A 15,163-nucleotide genomic window follows, 5' to 3' on the forward strand; every position below is an offset into this window, starting at 1 on the left:
TAGGGTATCCGACCTTCCTGCGAAAACCCGATTTGGCAGGACGACAAGGTCAGGGTTGCACCGGCTTTCGACAACCCAAGCAGGCCCTAAGCAGGTCTAAAGCGGGTCCGATGACCCCGATGGGCCGAAGATGCCACCTTAGGTAGCGATTGCCTCACGATTCGATATAACCACATTAGTCTCACCAACCTCACTCGTACCATCGAGCGTGTGGGTTCGAGCCGCCGAGGACAGCCGGCGCGAACCGACGCTACACATAGTCCAGATTGAGGAGACTTCCGTGCCGAATCGACGCCGACGCAAGCTCTCGACAGCCATGAGCGCGGTCGCCGCCCTGGCAGTTGCGAGTCCATGTGCATACTTTCTTGTTTACGAATCGACCACCGAGACCAAGCCGACCGAACACCACGAGTTTGTGCGGGCGGCCAGCGTGGCCGACCTGCCCACCGAGTTGATGACCGCGCTGTCGCAGGGTTTGTCCTCGTTCGGGATCAATCTGCCTCCAGTGCCCAGCCTCACCGGCGGTACCGACACCGGCATGAGCCCGGGGTTGACCAGCCCCGGCTTGACCAGCCCGGGTCTCACCAGCCCAGGGCTGACCAGCCCGGGTCTCACCAGCCCAGGCCTGACCACCCCGGGTCTGACGCCGGGAATGCCGGGAGACTTGGCCCTGCCGGGCACGACGCTGCCCCCGACACCGGGCGCCGCCGTCAACCCCGCACTCACCAATCCGGCGTTGACCAGCCCGACCGGCTTGGCACCCGGCTTGACCAGTCCGACTGGCCTGGACCCGTCACTTGGTGGCACCAACGAGATTCCCATCACGACGCCGGTCGGCCTGGACCCCGGGATGGACGGCACCTATCCGATCCTGGGTGACCCCAGCCTGGGATACGGGCCGGGGACCTCATCCCTGGGCGGCAGCGGCCTGGGCAGCAGCACCGGCGGCGGCGGAATCCTCAACGACGTGATGCAGGCCGCCAACCAGCTGGGCGCAGGCCAGGCCATCGACCTGCTCAAGGGCGTGCTGATGCCTTCGATCATGCAGGCCGTCCAAAACGGTGGCGCAGCCGCGCCGGCGGCCGCAGCGGCGGTGCCCGAACTACCCGCCGCGGCAGCGGCACCCGCGGCGGCCGCACCTGCGGCAGCCGCACCGGCTGCGGCGGCTGCCGCAGCCGCGGTACCGCCGATCTAATCGGCACCTAGCGAAAGGCCCCAGAACCTGTCACCTGACGACACCGCAGAGTCACGCTGGAACCGAACCCACCCCCCAGCTACTTATCCTCTGCGGTGTCGTCGACAGGTTTTCGGCCCATTACCCCGTGTCGCCTCACAAGAAACATCAGACACACAAGTAACATCCCTTTGGTGCCGTCCCGCAGTCGCGCACCGACCATGCTGCTCACTGCCATCGCGGCGACGGTCGTCATCGTCTCGTGGGTGCTGACCCGTCCCCCTCCCAGCACCCACGAGCAGCCGTCGGCTCAGGACACCCGGCTGGTCGAGCAGCCGCTGGTCGGCCTCGGCGGCGGCGTCACGGTGCGCCAACTCACCCAGGACGAGCCGTTCTCCCTAGTGGCGCTGACCGGGGATCTGGTCGGCACCTCGGCACGGATGAGGGCCAGGCAGTCGGACGGTTCGTGGGGGCCGTGGTACCAGGCGGAGTACGAAACCGCCGCGCCCGACGAGCAAGGCGCCGGGGCACCGGCAACGGCGGGGACCTCGGAGCGACCGCGTAGCACCGAACCGGTCTTCGTGGGCACCACCAACACGGTCGAGATCGCGGTCACCCGCCCGATCGACGCCCCGGTGACTCAGCCGCCACCCACCGGCGAACCCGAGCCCGTTGACCTTGGTTACCGTCCGGCCACCAAGGAGCTGCCGTTCGGGCAGAACATTTCGGCGGTGCTCATCTCCCCGCCGCAGGCCCCGGCCGGCACCCACTGGACCCCGCCCACCGGGGTCACCATGCCTGGCCAGGCGCCCCCCATCATCAGCCGCGCGGATTGGGGAGCGGACGAAGCGTTGCGCTGTGAGAGCCCGGAATACGACCGGGCGGTACGCGCCGCGGTGGTCCATCACACGGCGGGCAGCAACGACTATTCCCCGTTGGAATCGGCGGGCATCGTCAAGGCGATCTACACGTATCACAGCAAGACGCTGGGCTGGTGCGACATCGCCTACAACGCGCTGGTCGACAAGTATGGTCAGATCTTCGAGGGCAGTGCCGGCGGGCTCACCAAACCGGTCGAAGGGTTCCACACCGGCGGATTCAACCGTGACACCTGGGGTGTCGCGATGATCGGCAATTTCGATGACGTGGCGCCCACGCCGCTGCAGATCCGTGCCGTCGGACGACTGCTGGGGTGGCGGCTGGGCATCGCCGAAGTCGACCCCAAGAGCATGGTGGAGCTGGAGTCCACGGGCAGTTCGTACACCACCGTTCCCGGCGGCGCCATCGCGAAACTGCCGGCCATCTTCACCCATCGCGACGTCGGCAACACCGATTGTCCCGGCAACGCCGCCTACGCCCTGATGGACGAGATCCGCGAAATCGCATCCCATTTCAACGATCCGCCGGAGGAGCTGCTCAAGTCCTTGGAGGGCGGCGCGATCTACCAGCGCTGGCAGGAGCTGGGCGCGATGAACAGCGTGCTGGGGGCACCGACATCTCCGGAAGCGGACGGGGCCGACGGCGCGCGCTACGCCACCTTCGCCAAGGGCGCGATGTACTGGTCACCGACCACCGGCGCCCAACCGGTGACCGGCGCGATCTATGACGCGTGGGCCTCGCTGAGCTACGAACGCGGCCCGCTCGGATTGCCGACCAGCGCCGAGATACAGGAGCCGCTGCGGATTACGCAGAACTTCCAGCACGGTGTGTTGAACTTCCAACGGCTCACCGGCAACGTCTCCGAGGTCGTCAACGGGATCACCACACCGCTGGCGACCAAACCCCCGAGCGGGCCGATGGTGCCACCCGAGCACTTCTCGCTACCAATCCACCCGATCATTCCCTGAGGCGCGGCGACGCGCTCAGAACCACCAGCGCTCGAGCACCTTGGCGACACCGTCCTCACTGTTGGGGGCGGTGACCTCGTTCGCGGCGGCCAACGCGTCGGGATGGGCATTGCCCATCGCCACACCCAAACCGGCCCGCAACAGCATCGGCACATCGTTGGGCATATCGCCGAACGCCACCACGTCCGTATCGGCAATGCCCAAGGGCGCCGCGACGTCGCGCACACCGGTGGCCTTGCTGATGCCCAGCGGCACGATTTCGACCAGCCCGTTGTTGGTCGAGTAGGTGATGTCGCCCACGATGCCCACGTGCTTGGCCAGTTCGGCCGCCATGTCCGCGCTGGCGGCACCGGCCTTGCGGATCAGCAGCTTGATCGCCGGGGCACTGAGCAGGTCTTCGATCGACACCTCGGTGTTGTCCGGGTTGAGCCAGGCGTGCTCGTAGCCGGGCGAGCTGACGAACTGTGGGGTCGCCGTGTCGTGGGCTCGCTCGCCGATTCGCTCGACCGCCAACCCAGACCCGGGAATTACCCGACTGGAAACCTCCGCCAACGTGGCCAGCGCCTCAACCGAGAGGGTGTGCGCCGACACCACCCGGTCGGTCGCGGGATCGTAGATGACGGCGCCATTGGCGCACACCGCCATCGGCGTGAACCCGAGTTCTTCGACGACCGGCCGTACCCAGCGCGGCGGCCGGCCGGTGGCCAGAATGAAGGTCGCGCCGCCGGCAACCGCGGCGCGCACCGCATCGCGGGTGCGTCCGGAGACGTGTTCATCATCGTTTAACAAGGTGCCGTCGACGTCGCAGGCGATGAGCGCCGGCCGGCTCTCCGGTGTGGTCAGTGTGGTCCGCCTTCGCTGGAACTGCGTGAGGTAACGCCGTCATATCCGCGCTTGCGGGCGCGTTCGGCCAACTCCGCGATGCGGAATTGGCTGGACTGCTCTGGACCGGGCGCGCCGCCGCCCAGCCGCTGTGGCACCCAGAATTCCCCTTCGGGGTGAGGGTACTGCTCCTGCACCCAGTGCAGCATCGATTCCATCGCTTGCCGCAGCGTGGCGTTGAGTTCCGTCGGATCGCCCGCCGGCGGCAGCCCGGGCCCAATGGCCACACTGATCGGAACCTTGTTGCGGAACAGATTCTTGGGGTGACCCTTCGGCCAAATCCGCTGCGCGCCCCAGACGATCATCGGAACTATCGGTACCTGAGCCTCGAGCGCCATCCGGGCCGCCCCGGTCTTGAATTCCCTTAGTTCGAGGCTGCGGCTGATCGTCGCCTCGGGGTGTACCCCGACCAGTTCACCCTCACGCAGTCGTTGGACGGCGACCCCATAGGCATTGGCGCCCTCGGCGCGGTCAACGGGAATCAGCTGGGCGTGCTTGATCACATAGTTGACCGACCTCACCTCCTGCATCTCGGCCTTGATCATGAACCGCAGCCGACGTTTGCGTTCCTTGGCGGCAATGGAGGCAGGGACCCAGTCCACATAGCTGGTGTGGTTGAGGGCGATCAACGCGCCGCCCCGGTCGGGGATGTTCTCCAACCCGTAGTAGGTGATCTTGTTTCCGTTAGCGGCAACGATCGACGGAACAAGCACTTCCATCATTCGGAAGAATGGCTCTGCCATCCTTCGGTTCCTCCTTCTGTCCTTCAGCCGCCGCTACCGCGATTGATGCGGTGTCCGGCCGGCGACCCTGGCGGCAGCCTCGTCAGCGTCCAGCCGAGCTGCCTCGGCCGGAGTCGGCGCGGTGCCGCCAAGCCGGCGCGGCACCCAGTACTGCCCTGCTGGCTGCGGGTAGCTCCGTTGCGCCTCCTGCAGCAGCATGGTCATCGCTTGGCGCAGGGCGGCGTCCGGTCTGCGCAATGTCACCGGCAGCCGGTAAACGCGGGCCAACCTGCACGACGATCGGAACCTTGGCGCGTCCGATGTGCCTGGGCTGGCCCTTGGTCCAGATCCGCTGAGCACCCCAAACAATAACCGGCACAATCGGCACGTCTGCGTCCAGCGCCATCCGCGCGGCCCCGGTCTTGAACTCCTTGAGCTCGAAGCTCCGGCTGATCGTCGCCTCTGGGTAGACGCCGACCAGCTCCCCTTCGCGAAGGCGCTGCACCGCTAGGGCATAGGCGCCCGCCCCCGCGCCGCGATCCACCGGAATGGTCCGAGTGCGCTTGATCAGGAAGTTGACCACCTTCACTCGTTGCATTTCGGCCTTGATCATGAACCTCATGCGACGGTGCCGCCGATTCATTGCCAGCGCGGCCGGAAGCCAGTCGACATAGCTGGTGTGATTGATCGCGATCACCGCGCCGCCCCGCTCGGGCACATTCTCGACGCCGACATAAGTGATCCGGGTCCCCGTGGCCAGCACCAGCAACTTGGCCAGGATCTCGAGGGTCCGGTAGGTCGGCTCCGCCATGGGCTACTGCTCCGGCGCTCCCGCGGGATGGGCTCGTTGGGCACGGCGAGCGGCCCGCTCCGCCGCCTCCTGCGCATCCATCTGCGCCGCCTCGGCCAGCGATGGCGCGCTGCCGCCCAGCCGGCGCGGCACCCAGAACTCCCCGGACGGATGCGGCCCGTACTGCTCCTGCGCTTGGTCGAGCAGGTGCTGCATCCGGGAGTGCAGCAGATTGCTCAGCTCCGCGGTCGGCAGCGTGGGTTCGATCGGTTCGCCGACGACCACCACGATCGGCACTTTCGGGCGGAACAGCTTCTTCTTGTGGCCTTTGGTCCAGATCCGCTGGGCGCCCCAGACGATGTGGGGGACGATCGGCGCCCCAGCCTCGAGCGCCATCCGCGCGGCGCCGGACTTGAATTCTTTGATTTCGAAACTTCGGCTGATCGTTGCCTCCGGATAGACCCCGACCAGCTCACCGGCCTTGAGCAAGCGGACCGCAGCGTCATAGGACGCGGCGCCGTCGGCCCGGTCCACCGGGATGTGTCGCAGCTTGCGCATGATGGGACCGGTGATCTCCTGGTCGAAGACCTCCTGCTTGGCCATGAACCGCACCTTGCGCCCCAGCCGCTGCTGGTAGGCCGGCAACCCGCCGAAGGTGAAGTCGAGGTATCCGGTGTGGTTGATTGCGATGACCGCACCACCCTGGACGGGTATGTTCTCCACACCAGTCACGGTGATGCGGAGCCCCTGGATGCGCCACGTCAAGCGGGCAAGCTGAATGACCGTCCCGTATACCGGTTCCACAGCAGTCAAGCCTAGTGCTCCCGGCCGGCGGTCGGTTGAAGTGGCGAATTTGAAGTCCGAAAGAGGAGTGCTTTGTCCTTCCCCGCCGCACCTCCCGCGGTGCCCCCGGTTGTCCGGCGGCTTGCCGCCGGGCGCCCCGTGCAAGCCGTCTGGGCCAACGAACTGGGCGGTGTGACCTTCCGGGTGGGCCCCGGCACCGAGTTCATCAAGGTGGCCAGAACCGGCGTCTTCGACTTCACCGCCGAGGCGCAACGCTTGCGCTGGGCGTCAGCACACCTCACCGTGCCGGCGGTGCTGGACTTCGGGGTCGAGCAAGACTGGGCGTGGCTACGCACCGCGGGGCTACCCGGCGTCTCGGCCGTGCACCCCCGCTGGGTGGCCGCACCCGATGTCGCCGTGCGGGCCATCGGTGTGGGGTTGCGCACACTGCACGAGCGCTTGCCGGTCCGAGCGTGCCCATTCGACTGGTCTGCGCAAAGCCGACTGGCGCGGCTGACCGCGGCGGGCCGGGCTAATGTCGGCGCCCCGCCCCCGATCGATCGGTTGGTGGTCTGCCACGGCGACGCGTGTGCACCCAACACCCTGATCGCCGAGGACGGCAACTGTTGCGGCGACGTCGACCTCGGCACGCTGGGCGTGGCCGATCGATGGGCCGACCTGGCGGTAGCAACGTTGTCGTTGCAGTGGAACTTTCCCGGCCACGGTTGGGAGGCGAAGTTCTTCGCCGCCTACGGAGTGGCGCCGGACCCGCGGCGAATCGATTACTACCGGCGGCTGTGGGGGCCGAGGATCTCGACTCAAGCTAAGCTCGATGCTGCATTTGGCGCCGAACATGCGTCAGCAGTAGCTGTTGCAGGAAGGTATTTGTGCAGGTCACAAGCGTCGGCCACGCCGGCTTTCTGATTCAGACCCAGTCCGGCAGCATTCTGTGCGACCCCTGGGTCAACCCGGCCTACTTTGCTTCTTGGTTCCCGTTTCCGGACAACAGCGCACTGGACTGGGACGCCATCGGCGACTGCGACTACCTATATGTCTCGCATCTGCACAAGGATCACTTCGACGCCGAGAACCTGCGTTCGCACGTCAACAAAGACGCGGTGGTGCTGCTCCCGGACTTCCCCGTGCCGGATCTGCGAAATGAACTCGAGAAGCTGGGATTTCACCGGTTCTTCGAAACCACCGACTCGGTCAAGCACCGGCTCAGCGGGCCCCGCAGCGATCTCGACATCATGATCATCGCGCTGCGGGCGCCGGCCGACGGTCCGATCGGTGACTCCGCGCTAGTGGTTTCCGACGGCGAGACCACCGCCTTCAATATGAATGACGCACGACCGATCGAGCTGGACATGCTGGCATCGGAGTTCGGCCACGTCGATGTGCACCTGCTGCAGTACTCCGGCGCGATCTGGTACCCGATGGTCTACGACATGCCGGCCCGGGCCAAGGAGGCGTTCGGCACCCAGAAGCGACAGCGCGGGATGGACCGGGCGCGCCAGTACGTCGCGCAGGTGGACGCGACCTGGGTGGTGCCGTCGGCGGGACCACCGTGTTTTCTGGACCCCGAGCTGCGCGAGCTCAACGACGACCGCAGCGATCCGGCCAACATCTTCCCCGACCAGATGGTCTTCCTGGACCAGATGCGCATCCACGGCCATGATCGCGGTTTGCTGATGATTCCCGGATCGATCGCGGATTTCACCGGATCGACCCTGAATTCGCTGAGCCACCCGCTGCCCACCGAAGACGTCGAGGCCATCTTCACCACCGGAAAGTCCGCCTACATCGCCGATTACGCCGACCGGATGGCTCCGGTGATCGCCGCCGAACGGGCGAGCTGGGCCCCCGCGGAGGGCGAGCCGCTGCTGGAGCCGTTGCGCGCGCTGTTCGAGCCGATCATGTTGCAGAGCAATGAGATCTGCGACGGTATCGGTTACCCCGTGGAACTGGTCATCGGCGCCGAAACCGTCGTACTGGACTTTCCGAAAAGGGCGGTGCGCGAGCCGATTCCCAACGAGAAGTTCCGCTACGGGTTTGCCATAGCGCCGGAGCTGGTGCGCACGGTACTGCGCGATCAAGAACCCGACTGGGTCAACACCATCTTCTTGTCCACCCGCTTCCAGGCCTGGCGCGTGGGTGGTTACAACGAATACCTGTACACGTTCTTCAAGTGCCTCACCGACGAGCGGATCACCTACGCCGACGGCTGGTTCGCCGAGACTCACGACGACTCCGCTTCAATCACTCTGGACGGCTGGGAGATTCAGCGCCGCTGCCCTCACCTCAAAGCCGACCTATCGAAGTTCGGTGTGGTAGAAGGCGATACGTTGACCTGCAACCTGCACGGGTGGCAGTGGCGCCTGGAGGACGGCCGCTGCCTCACCACCCGCGGTCACCAGCTGCGGAGCTCGCGGAAATGATGCGGTTCTACGACGACGGCGTGGTCCAGCTCGATGGCGCCGCGCTGACGTTGCGTCGCTACCACTTCCCGTCGGGCACCGCGAAGATCATCGCGCTGGACACGATCCGCGGCTACCGTGCCGAATCGCTGGGACTGCTCACTCATCGCTTTCGCATCTGGGGCAGCTCGGATCTGCGCCGCTGGCTGCCGATGGACATGAACCGGCCGCTCAAGTCGACGTTGATCACCCTCGACATCCCCGATGCTCGTTGGCAACCGGCCTTCACCCCGGCGCGTCCAGACGATTTCATCGCGCTGCTCGACGAACTGCTCAGCGACCGGCGCTGAAACCGGGGATGAAGGTGATTCCCGGTCCGCCATGGCATCCCGCGCTGCCCAGGTAGAGCCCGGCGATCGGGATCGGCTGGCCGATGAAGCCTCTCGGACCCGGCCGGTTCTGACCTATCTGGTCGGGGTGCAACAAGCCGTGGCAGTAGTCGCCACCGGGCGCTCCGAACATGACGCCCATGTGCTTGGGAGTGAAGGTGGTGTGCCGGATGATGCTGCGCTCGAAGTTGGGCGCCAAGCGGGTGACCTTGTCGATCACCCGTTGCCCCATTTCGGTCTTGGCCTGTCCGTACTCATGGGAGTCTTGCTCGCCCTCGATCGGGAACCACATCGCGAACGCCGATGCGGCGTGCTTGCCCGGCGGCGCCAGGTCGGGGTCGTGCACCGACGGTACCTGCAACACGACGGTCGGGTCGGCCGGCACGATCCCGCGGCGGCAATCCGCCCACTGCTGCTGCACTTCCTCTGGCGTGCAGAAAATGCCGATCGAGGCCTGCATGGCCGGATCGTTGAGGGCCTCATACGGCGCCGCGAACGCCGGGGCTTCCTCGAGGGCGAAGTGCATCTGCAGGTAGCTACCGCGGTGGTCGATGTGTGCGTAGCGATCCCGGACATCGCTGGGCAGCACCGTCGGATCGATCAGGTCGTTGATCGTGACGTCTGGGGCAATCGCGGAAACCACGATCGGGGCGGCCACGATGTCGCCCGCCTCGGTGCGTACGCCACTGATCCGCGCTCCGGCCTCGGCGCTGTCGACGAGGATCTCGCTGACCTTGGTGCGCAACCGCAACTCGCCGCCGTCGCGCTCGAACAGCCGGCACAGATGTGCGGTGAGTGCGCCGATGCCCCCGCTCAGCTTCTTCATCTGCACGAAGCCTCCGTCGGGGATACCCAGACCGAAGGCAAGCGCGGCGGCGCTACCCGGCGTGGCCGGTCCCCGGTAGATGGTGTTGACGGCCAGGACCGTCATCGAACCCCGTAGTGCGGCGTGCTTTTCCCGGTCCGGAAAGTACCGGTCCAGCACGTCGGTGACCGACCCGAACAGCATGTCGTCGATGGCCGATCGCTCGAATTCGTTGGTGGCGCACGCATACATCTGGTCGAAGGTCTTGGGGAGCGTGTCGGATTCGAACCGCCCGAGCGCCCGGGTCGGCGCCTGACTCCAGGCCAGCAGGCCCGCCATCCCGGTGACCGCGTCGGCCCCGTGCACCTCGTTGAGGTGGGCGAACATCTTCATCGGGTCGGTGTACTGGACCAACGGATCGTCGCCCACGCCGCGTAGGGCTACCGACATCACTTCCAGATCCACGGTCGGCAAGGTGTCCAGGCCGAGTTCGCTGATCACCGCGGCCGCCGTCGGGAACTGCACCGATCCGGCAATCTCGAACCGGTAGCCGTCAAACAGTTCGACGGTGGAGGCCATGCCGCCGGCATAGAGCTTCGCGTCCAGGCCGAGGGTGCGCAGGCCCGCTCGCTGCAGCAGCACCGCGGCGGTCAGGCCGTTGTGCCCCGCGCCGATCACTATCGCGTCATACTCCGCCATGCTCTCGACCTCCCGAGTTGGAGGCTGGCACGGTCCGAAAGTTTTGTGAATTATGACGAAACAGTCCGGGGCCGGTCGGGGCACCAGGTGTTGGTGAGCCCGGCCCGCAACGTCTCCAGCGCCAGCTGACACACCCGCGCCAACTCGCCGAGGGACCGGTCTTCGCCCAGCATCCACACTTCCATCGCGCCGAACACCGCGGCCGCGATGCAACGCGCGGTCACCGCGGTGCGAACCCGGGCATCCGGGGTTTGCGCCGACGTTCCCGCCGCGACACAGCTACGTCGTCGCAGCTGAGCCGCGATCACCTCGGCGAAGTCGGCCTGGACCTCCTGAATGTGCCGGACGATGCGGCTTGGGTCCAGCTCCCCACCGCGCAGGGTGGCGATTTTCGCTACGGCTTCAACGTCATACGGGAAGGCGAAGATCGCGGTCTGTACCGAGTCGATGATCGCCTCGTCGACGGGACGGGCGTCCAGCGCCGCGCGAAACCAATGCAAACCGGTGTAGTCGGCAAACAGCAGATCGTGCTTGGACCTGAAGTGGCGATAGAACGTGCGCAGTGACACCCCGGCATCGGCGGCGATCTGCTCGGCCGACGTCTCCTCGACGCCCTGGGCCAGGAATCGCACCACCGCGGCCTGGCGCAGGGCCTCGCGGGTGCGTTCGCTGCGCACCGTCTGCGCGGGCCTGACCATGGCAGTAAGGTACATCAACCCGCGACCCCGACAGTTATGTCAATATTGACAAAACTTCGGGATAGGGGTGAGACTGCGCCCATGGTGTCGCTTCTTGTCCACGCGGTTCTCGGAATTGCCGTCATCAGCTGGATCATCGCGTCGAACCCTCAGGTGTATGCCCGGCCGGCCGCAGGTGCGTGGTTCTCCCCGCCGGAATGCGTGTACTACGCGGTCGGCATCGCCTCGATCGCCTTTGGCTGGTACTTCAACATCCGCTTCGTCCGGGAGTACTCGCACGGCGCGACCAACCCCATCTGGGGCCCGGGCAGCTGGGCGGACTACATCCGGCTGATGTTCACCAACCCGGCCGCCGGTTCGGCCAGCCAGGACTACACGATCGCCAACGTGATCCTGCTGCCGCTGTTCTCCATCGTCGAAGGCTACCGACGCGGTCTGCGCAGGCCCTGGCTGTACTTCGTGTCCAGCCTGTTCACCAGCTTCGCCTTCGCGCTGGCGTTCTACTTCGCCACCATCGAACGCCAGCACCGCCACGAACAGGCTCGCGACAAGGTGGGCGTCTAGCCCTTGGGCTCGAGCACCTCGGTGCCCACGAACCCAACCAGGGCCGCGGGAACCCGCACGCTGCCGTCGGGCTGTTGGTGGTTTTCCAGAATCGACACCAACCACCGCGTCGTGCCCAGCGTGCCGTTCAACGTGGCCGCGATCTGCGGCTTGCCGTTGGCGTCGCGGTAGCGCGTCGCCAGCCGTCGGGCCTGAAACGTGGTGCAGTTCGAGGTGGAGGTCAGCTCGCGGTAGGTGCCCTGGGTCGGTATCCACGCCTCGCAGTCGAACTTGCGGGCGGCCGAGGCGCCGAGATCGCCGGCCGCCACGTCGATCACCCGATAGGGGACCTCGATCTGCGCCAGCATCTCGCGCTGCCAGGCCAGCAGCCGTTGATGTTCGGCCTCGGCGTCGGCGGGGGCGCAGTAGACGAAGCCTTCCACCTTGTCGAACTGGTGCACCCGGATGATGCCGCGGGTGTCCTTGCCGTAGCTGCCGGCCTCGCGCCGAAAGCATGACGACCATCCGGCGTAGCGCAACGGCCCCTCGGACAGGTCCACGATCTCGTCGGCGTGATAGCCCGCCATCGGCACCTCAGAGGTGCCCACCAGGTACAGGTCGTCGGCCTCGAGCCGATAGACCTCGTCGGCGTGGGCCCCGAGGAATCCGGTGCCGGCCATCACCTCGGGACGCACCAGCACCGGCGGGATCATCGGGATGAAGCCGTTGTCGACGGCCAGCCGCAGCGCCAGCTGCAACAGACCCAGCTGCAGCAACGCGCCCTGACCGGTCAAGAAATAGAATCGCGACCCTGCCACCTTGGCGCCGCGCGCCATGTCGATCAGGCCCAGCGATTCGCCGAGTTCCAGGTGGTCTTTCGGATTGTCTAGCGCGCGGGGTTCGCCGACCATGTCCAGCACCGCGTAGTCGTCCTCCCCGCCGGCGGGCACGCCGCCGAGGATGACGTTCGGTATTGCCATGTGCGCTGCGGTGAAGGCCGTCTCGGTTTCGGACTGCGTCGCCTCGGCGGCCTTGACCTGCTCGGCGAGATCCTTGGCCCGTTGCAGCAGGGCGGGACGCTCTTCGGGCGATGCACCACCCACGCTCTTGCTGGCGGCTTTCTGCTCGGCCCGCAGGGAGTCCGCGGTCGAGATCGCGGTCCGGCGGGCCGTGTCCGCCGTGAGCAGGGCATCTACCAGCGCCGGGTCTTTGCAGCGGCTGAGCTGGGATCGGCGTACGACGTCGGGGTCTTCCCGGAGCAGTTTCAGGTCGATCACGGCCGCAAGACTACTTTTGACGGGTTGGCCGCGTCGCGTCAGCTCGGCTTCTGCCGGGCTCTGGTATCACATGTGCAACATTGGTCACGTGGCTATGTGGGCCCTGTAAGAATGGAACTGATGTTGGACGCGCCCGAGAAGGAGCTCGCACCGGATAGCGAGCCTGACCCCGACGCCGAAGCCGACGCCGAAACTGCCGCCGAAGCGGAGCAGCCGTCGGCCGGCTTCCGGTGGCCGCGTGCCCTGCAAGCGTCGGCGACCAGGCGCGGGTTGCTGCTCAACGCACTAGGCGGCCTGCTGATCGCCGGGTTGATCACCGCGATCCCCGACGTTGCCACCGGGCCGGGCCGGCTGGCCGGCTACATCGACAACAACCCGGTGCCCAGCACCGGCACCAAGAGCAACGCCGCTTTCAACCGCGCCACCACCGGCGACTGCCTGATGTGGCCGGAAGGCACACCGGAGGCGGCCACCATCGTCGACTGCGGCGATGAGCACCGGTTCGAAGTCGCCGAGTCCATTGACATGCGAACCTTCCCCGGTTCGGAGTACGGGCCCGACGCCTCTCCCCCATCACCGGCCCGCATTCAGCAGATCAGCCAGGAACAGTGCCAGGCCGCGGTGCGCCGCTACCTCGGCGCCAAGTTCGATCCCAACAGCAAGTTCACCACCAGCATGCTCTGGTCCGGCGACCGGGCGTGGCGTCAGGCCGGCGAGCGCCGCATGTTGTGCGGCCTGCAGTTGCCCGGTCCCAACAACCAACAGACCGCGTTCAAGGGCAAGGTCGCCGACATCAATCAATCCAAGGTCTGGCCGGCCGGCACCTGTTTGGGCATTGATTCGACCACCAACCAGCCAATCGATATTCCGGTCGACTGCGCGGCGCCCCATGCCATGGAAGTCACCGGCACGGTCAATCTGGCGGAGAAGTTCCCCGACGCCCTGCCTCCCGAGCCCGAGCAGGACGGGTACATCAAAGACACCTGTACCCGGATGACCGACGCCTACCTCGCCCCCATCAAGTTGCGCACCACCACCCTGACCCTGATCTACCCCACGCTGTCGCTGCCGAGCTGGTCCGCGGGCAGCCGCGAAGTCGCGTGCAGCATCGGCGCGACGCTGGGCAATGGGGGCTGGGCCACGTTGGTGAACAGCGCCAAGGGGGAGCTGTTGATCAACGGGCAGCCACCGGTGCCGCCGCCCGACATTCCCGAAGAGCGGCTCACGTTGCCGCCCATTCCGCTGCAGGTGCCGCCCGCCGCGCCCGCGCCCGCGCCCCGGCAGACCCAAACGGCTCCGCCGAGCAATCAGCATCTGCCCAATCAGCAACCGGTGGTGACGCCGTCGCGGGCACCCGCCGCCCCGGCCACCACAACCCAGGCGACTCAGCCGCCGCCGGCGACCCAAAGTCAGCCGCCGCCCGCCGATGGCGGCGCACCACCACCTGCCCAAGCACCCGAACCCGAGGCCCCCGCGCCCGCGGAACCCGTACCGGGAGGCTAGCCGGGTGGCGGTGCGGATGGACCCCCGGCGGTTCGACGAACTGGTCTCTGACGCACTGGACCTGATTCCGCCCCAGCTGGCGGCCGCTATGGACAACGGCGTGGTGCTGGTCGCCGACCGCCACCCCGACGAACACGACCTGCTCGGCCTTTACGAGGGGGTCGCCCTGACCGAGCGTGATTCCGACTACGCCGGAGCCCTGCCGGACGCCATCACGATCTACCGGGAAGCGCTGCTGGATGTCTGCGAGTCCGCCGACGAGGTTGTCGACCAGGTGGCGATCACGGTGATCCACGAGATCGCCCACCATTTCGGTATCGACGACGACCGGCTGGGCCAGCTGGGCTGGGCGTGATCGGCCATCGAATTACGATGGGCGCGCCAACCCGGCGATGTCGGGGTGCGGTGCTATGAACGGTGCTATGAGCACAGGCTGCCGCGACTGCCGGGCAGGCTTGGAACACTGCCACGGGACCTTGATTCGGCACGTGGAGGGTCCACTATCCGGCCGGTCGGAATGCACCGAATCTGATTGTGACGACGCCGAGCTGATACCGCACACCTTCGTCGTCGACTGCGCGGCCATCGGCTGCACTTGCGGCGAGAGCGCCGCGGTCACCCTGGCGGGGTGACC

General features: G+C 66.6%; 14 protein-coding genes and 2 pseudogenes. 9 read left to right on the forward strand and 7 right to left on the reverse strand.

The annotated features are described in order from the left end of the window. The first annotated feature begins 280 nt into the window (after positions 1-280). Both CKW46_RS01790 and CKW46_RS01795 read left to right on the forward strand, forming a co-directional pair. Entirely contained in the window at positions 281-1,195 is a 915-nt protein-coding gene (locus CKW46_RS01790) for a hypothetical protein (protein ID WP_482052718.1), read from the forward strand. Positions 1,196-1,368: 173 nt separating this feature from the next. Further along, positions 1,369-3,021: an LGFP repeat-containing protein gene (locus tag CKW46_RS01795; RefSeq protein ID WP_012396876.1), complete on the forward strand. Its 1,653-nt coding sequence runs from the start codon at positions 1,369-1,371 to the stop codon at positions 3,019-3,021. Between the two features lie 15 nt (positions 3,022-3,036). On the opposite strand, the gene CKW46_RS01800 is transcribed toward CKW46_RS01795, so the two are convergent. The 4 genes and pseudogenes from CKW46_RS01800 to CKW46_RS01815 all read right to left on the reverse strand — a co-directional run bounded on the left by CKW46_RS01800 (position 3,037) and on the right by CKW46_RS01815 (position 6,219). Beyond that, a complete protein-coding gene (locus tag CKW46_RS01800) occupies positions 3,037-3,864 on the reverse strand; it encodes a Cof-type HAD-IIB family hydrolase (protein ID WP_051045847.1) in 828 nt (275 codons plus the stop codon). Next, the gene (locus CKW46_RS01805) at positions 3,861-4,646 is read right to left on the reverse strand and encodes a lysophospholipid acyltransferase family protein (protein WP_015357645.1); all 786 of its coding nucleotides are present in this window, start codon (positions 4,644-4,646) and stop codon (positions 3,861-3,863) included. Before CKW46_RS01805 ends, CKW46_RS01800 begins: the two co-directional genes overlap by 4 nt. 33 nt (positions 4,647-4,679) lie before the next feature. Next, positions 4,680-5,436: pseudogene (locus CKW46_RS01810) on the reverse strand (lysophospholipid acyltransferase family protein). A 3-nt stretch (positions 5,437-5,439) separates the two neighbouring features. Then, the gene (locus CKW46_RS01815; RefSeq protein WP_482053500.1) at positions 5,440-6,219 is read right to left on the reverse strand and encodes a lysophospholipid acyltransferase family protein; all 780 of its coding nucleotides are present in this window, start codon (positions 6,217-6,219) and stop codon (positions 5,440-5,442) included. 72 nt (positions 6,220-6,291) lie between these two features. Here CKW46_RS01815 and CKW46_RS01820 point away from each other — a divergent pair, with 72 nt between their 5' ends. From CKW46_RS01820 to CKW46_RS01830, 3 genes are read left to right on the forward strand one after another with little or no spacing between them, the layout of a single operon-like run. Further along, entirely contained in the window at positions 6,292-7,122 is an 831-nt protein-coding gene (locus CKW46_RS01820; protein WP_482052719.1) for a phosphotransferase, read from the forward strand. Next, positions 7,086-8,636, forward strand: coding sequence for an MBL fold metallo-hydrolase (locus CKW46_RS01825; RefSeq protein WP_117436055.1), 1,551 nt, complete (start codon positions 7,086-7,088; stop codon positions 8,634-8,636). Before CKW46_RS01820 ends, CKW46_RS01825 begins: the two co-directional genes overlap by 37 nt. Next, complete coding sequence (locus tag CKW46_RS01830) at positions 8,633-8,965, forward strand: hypothetical protein (RefSeq protein WP_015357650.1); 333 nt, start codon at positions 8,633-8,635, stop codon at positions 8,963-8,965. Before CKW46_RS01825 ends, CKW46_RS01830 begins: the two co-directional genes overlap by 4 nt. On the opposite strand, the gene CKW46_RS01835 is transcribed toward CKW46_RS01830, so the two are convergent. Both CKW46_RS01835 and CKW46_RS01840 read right to left on the reverse strand, forming a co-directional pair. Further along, on the reverse strand, positions 8,949-10,508 hold the full coding sequence (locus CKW46_RS01835; protein WP_482052720.1) for a phytoene desaturase family protein: 1,560 nt from the start codon (positions 10,506-10,508) through the stop codon (positions 8,949-8,951). The genes CKW46_RS01830 and CKW46_RS01835 overlap by 17 nt on opposite strands. Positions 10,509-10,558: 50 nt before the next feature. Next, positions 10,559-11,206 carry a TetR/AcrR family transcriptional regulator gene (locus tag CKW46_RS01840; protein WP_117436052.1) on the reverse strand — a complete coding sequence of 216 codons (648 nt, stop codon included), beginning with the start codon at positions 11,204-11,206 and terminating at the stop codon, positions 10,559-10,561. An 81-nt stretch (positions 11,207-11,287) separates the two neighbouring features. Between CKW46_RS01840 and CKW46_RS01845 the strand changes: the two genes are divergently transcribed. Continuing rightward, entirely contained in the window at positions 11,288-11,770 is a 483-nt protein-coding gene (locus CKW46_RS01845; protein WP_117436051.1) for a DUF2834 domain-containing protein, read from the forward strand. Here the strand turns inward: CKW46_RS01845 and serS are convergent. Then, entirely contained in the window at positions 11,767-13,026 is a 1,260-nt protein-coding gene (serS, locus tag CKW46_RS01850) for a serine--tRNA ligase (protein WP_482052721.1), read from the reverse strand. The two genes, CKW46_RS01845 and serS, sit on opposite strands and share 4 nt — an antisense overlap. A gap of 120 nt (positions 13,027-13,146) precedes the next feature. On the opposite strand from serS, the gene CKW46_RS01855 reads away from it, so the two are divergent. From CKW46_RS01855 to CKW46_RS01865, 3 genes and pseudogenes are all read left to right on the forward strand, one after another. Beyond that, positions 13,147-14,529: a septum formation family protein gene (locus CKW46_RS01855; RefSeq protein ID WP_482052722.1), complete on the forward strand. Its 1,383-nt coding sequence runs from the start codon at positions 13,147-13,149 to the stop codon at positions 14,527-14,529. Positions 14,530-14,533: 4 nt separating this feature from the next. Next, positions 14,534-14,948: pseudogene (locus tag CKW46_RS01860) on the forward strand (metallopeptidase family protein); the annotation flags it as partial. A 3-nt stretch (positions 14,949-14,951) separates the two neighbouring features. After that, entirely contained in the window at positions 14,952-15,161 is a 210-nt protein-coding gene (locus CKW46_RS01865) for a hypothetical protein (protein ID WP_036451211.1), read from the forward strand. Positions 15,162-15,163: the final 2 nt, after the last annotated feature.

Source organism: Mycobacterium liflandii (assembly GCF_022354805.1).
In the GTDB taxonomy this organism is placed as follows: domain Bacteria; phylum Actinomycetota; class Actinomycetes; order Mycobacteriales; family Mycobacteriaceae; genus Mycobacterium; species Mycobacterium marinum.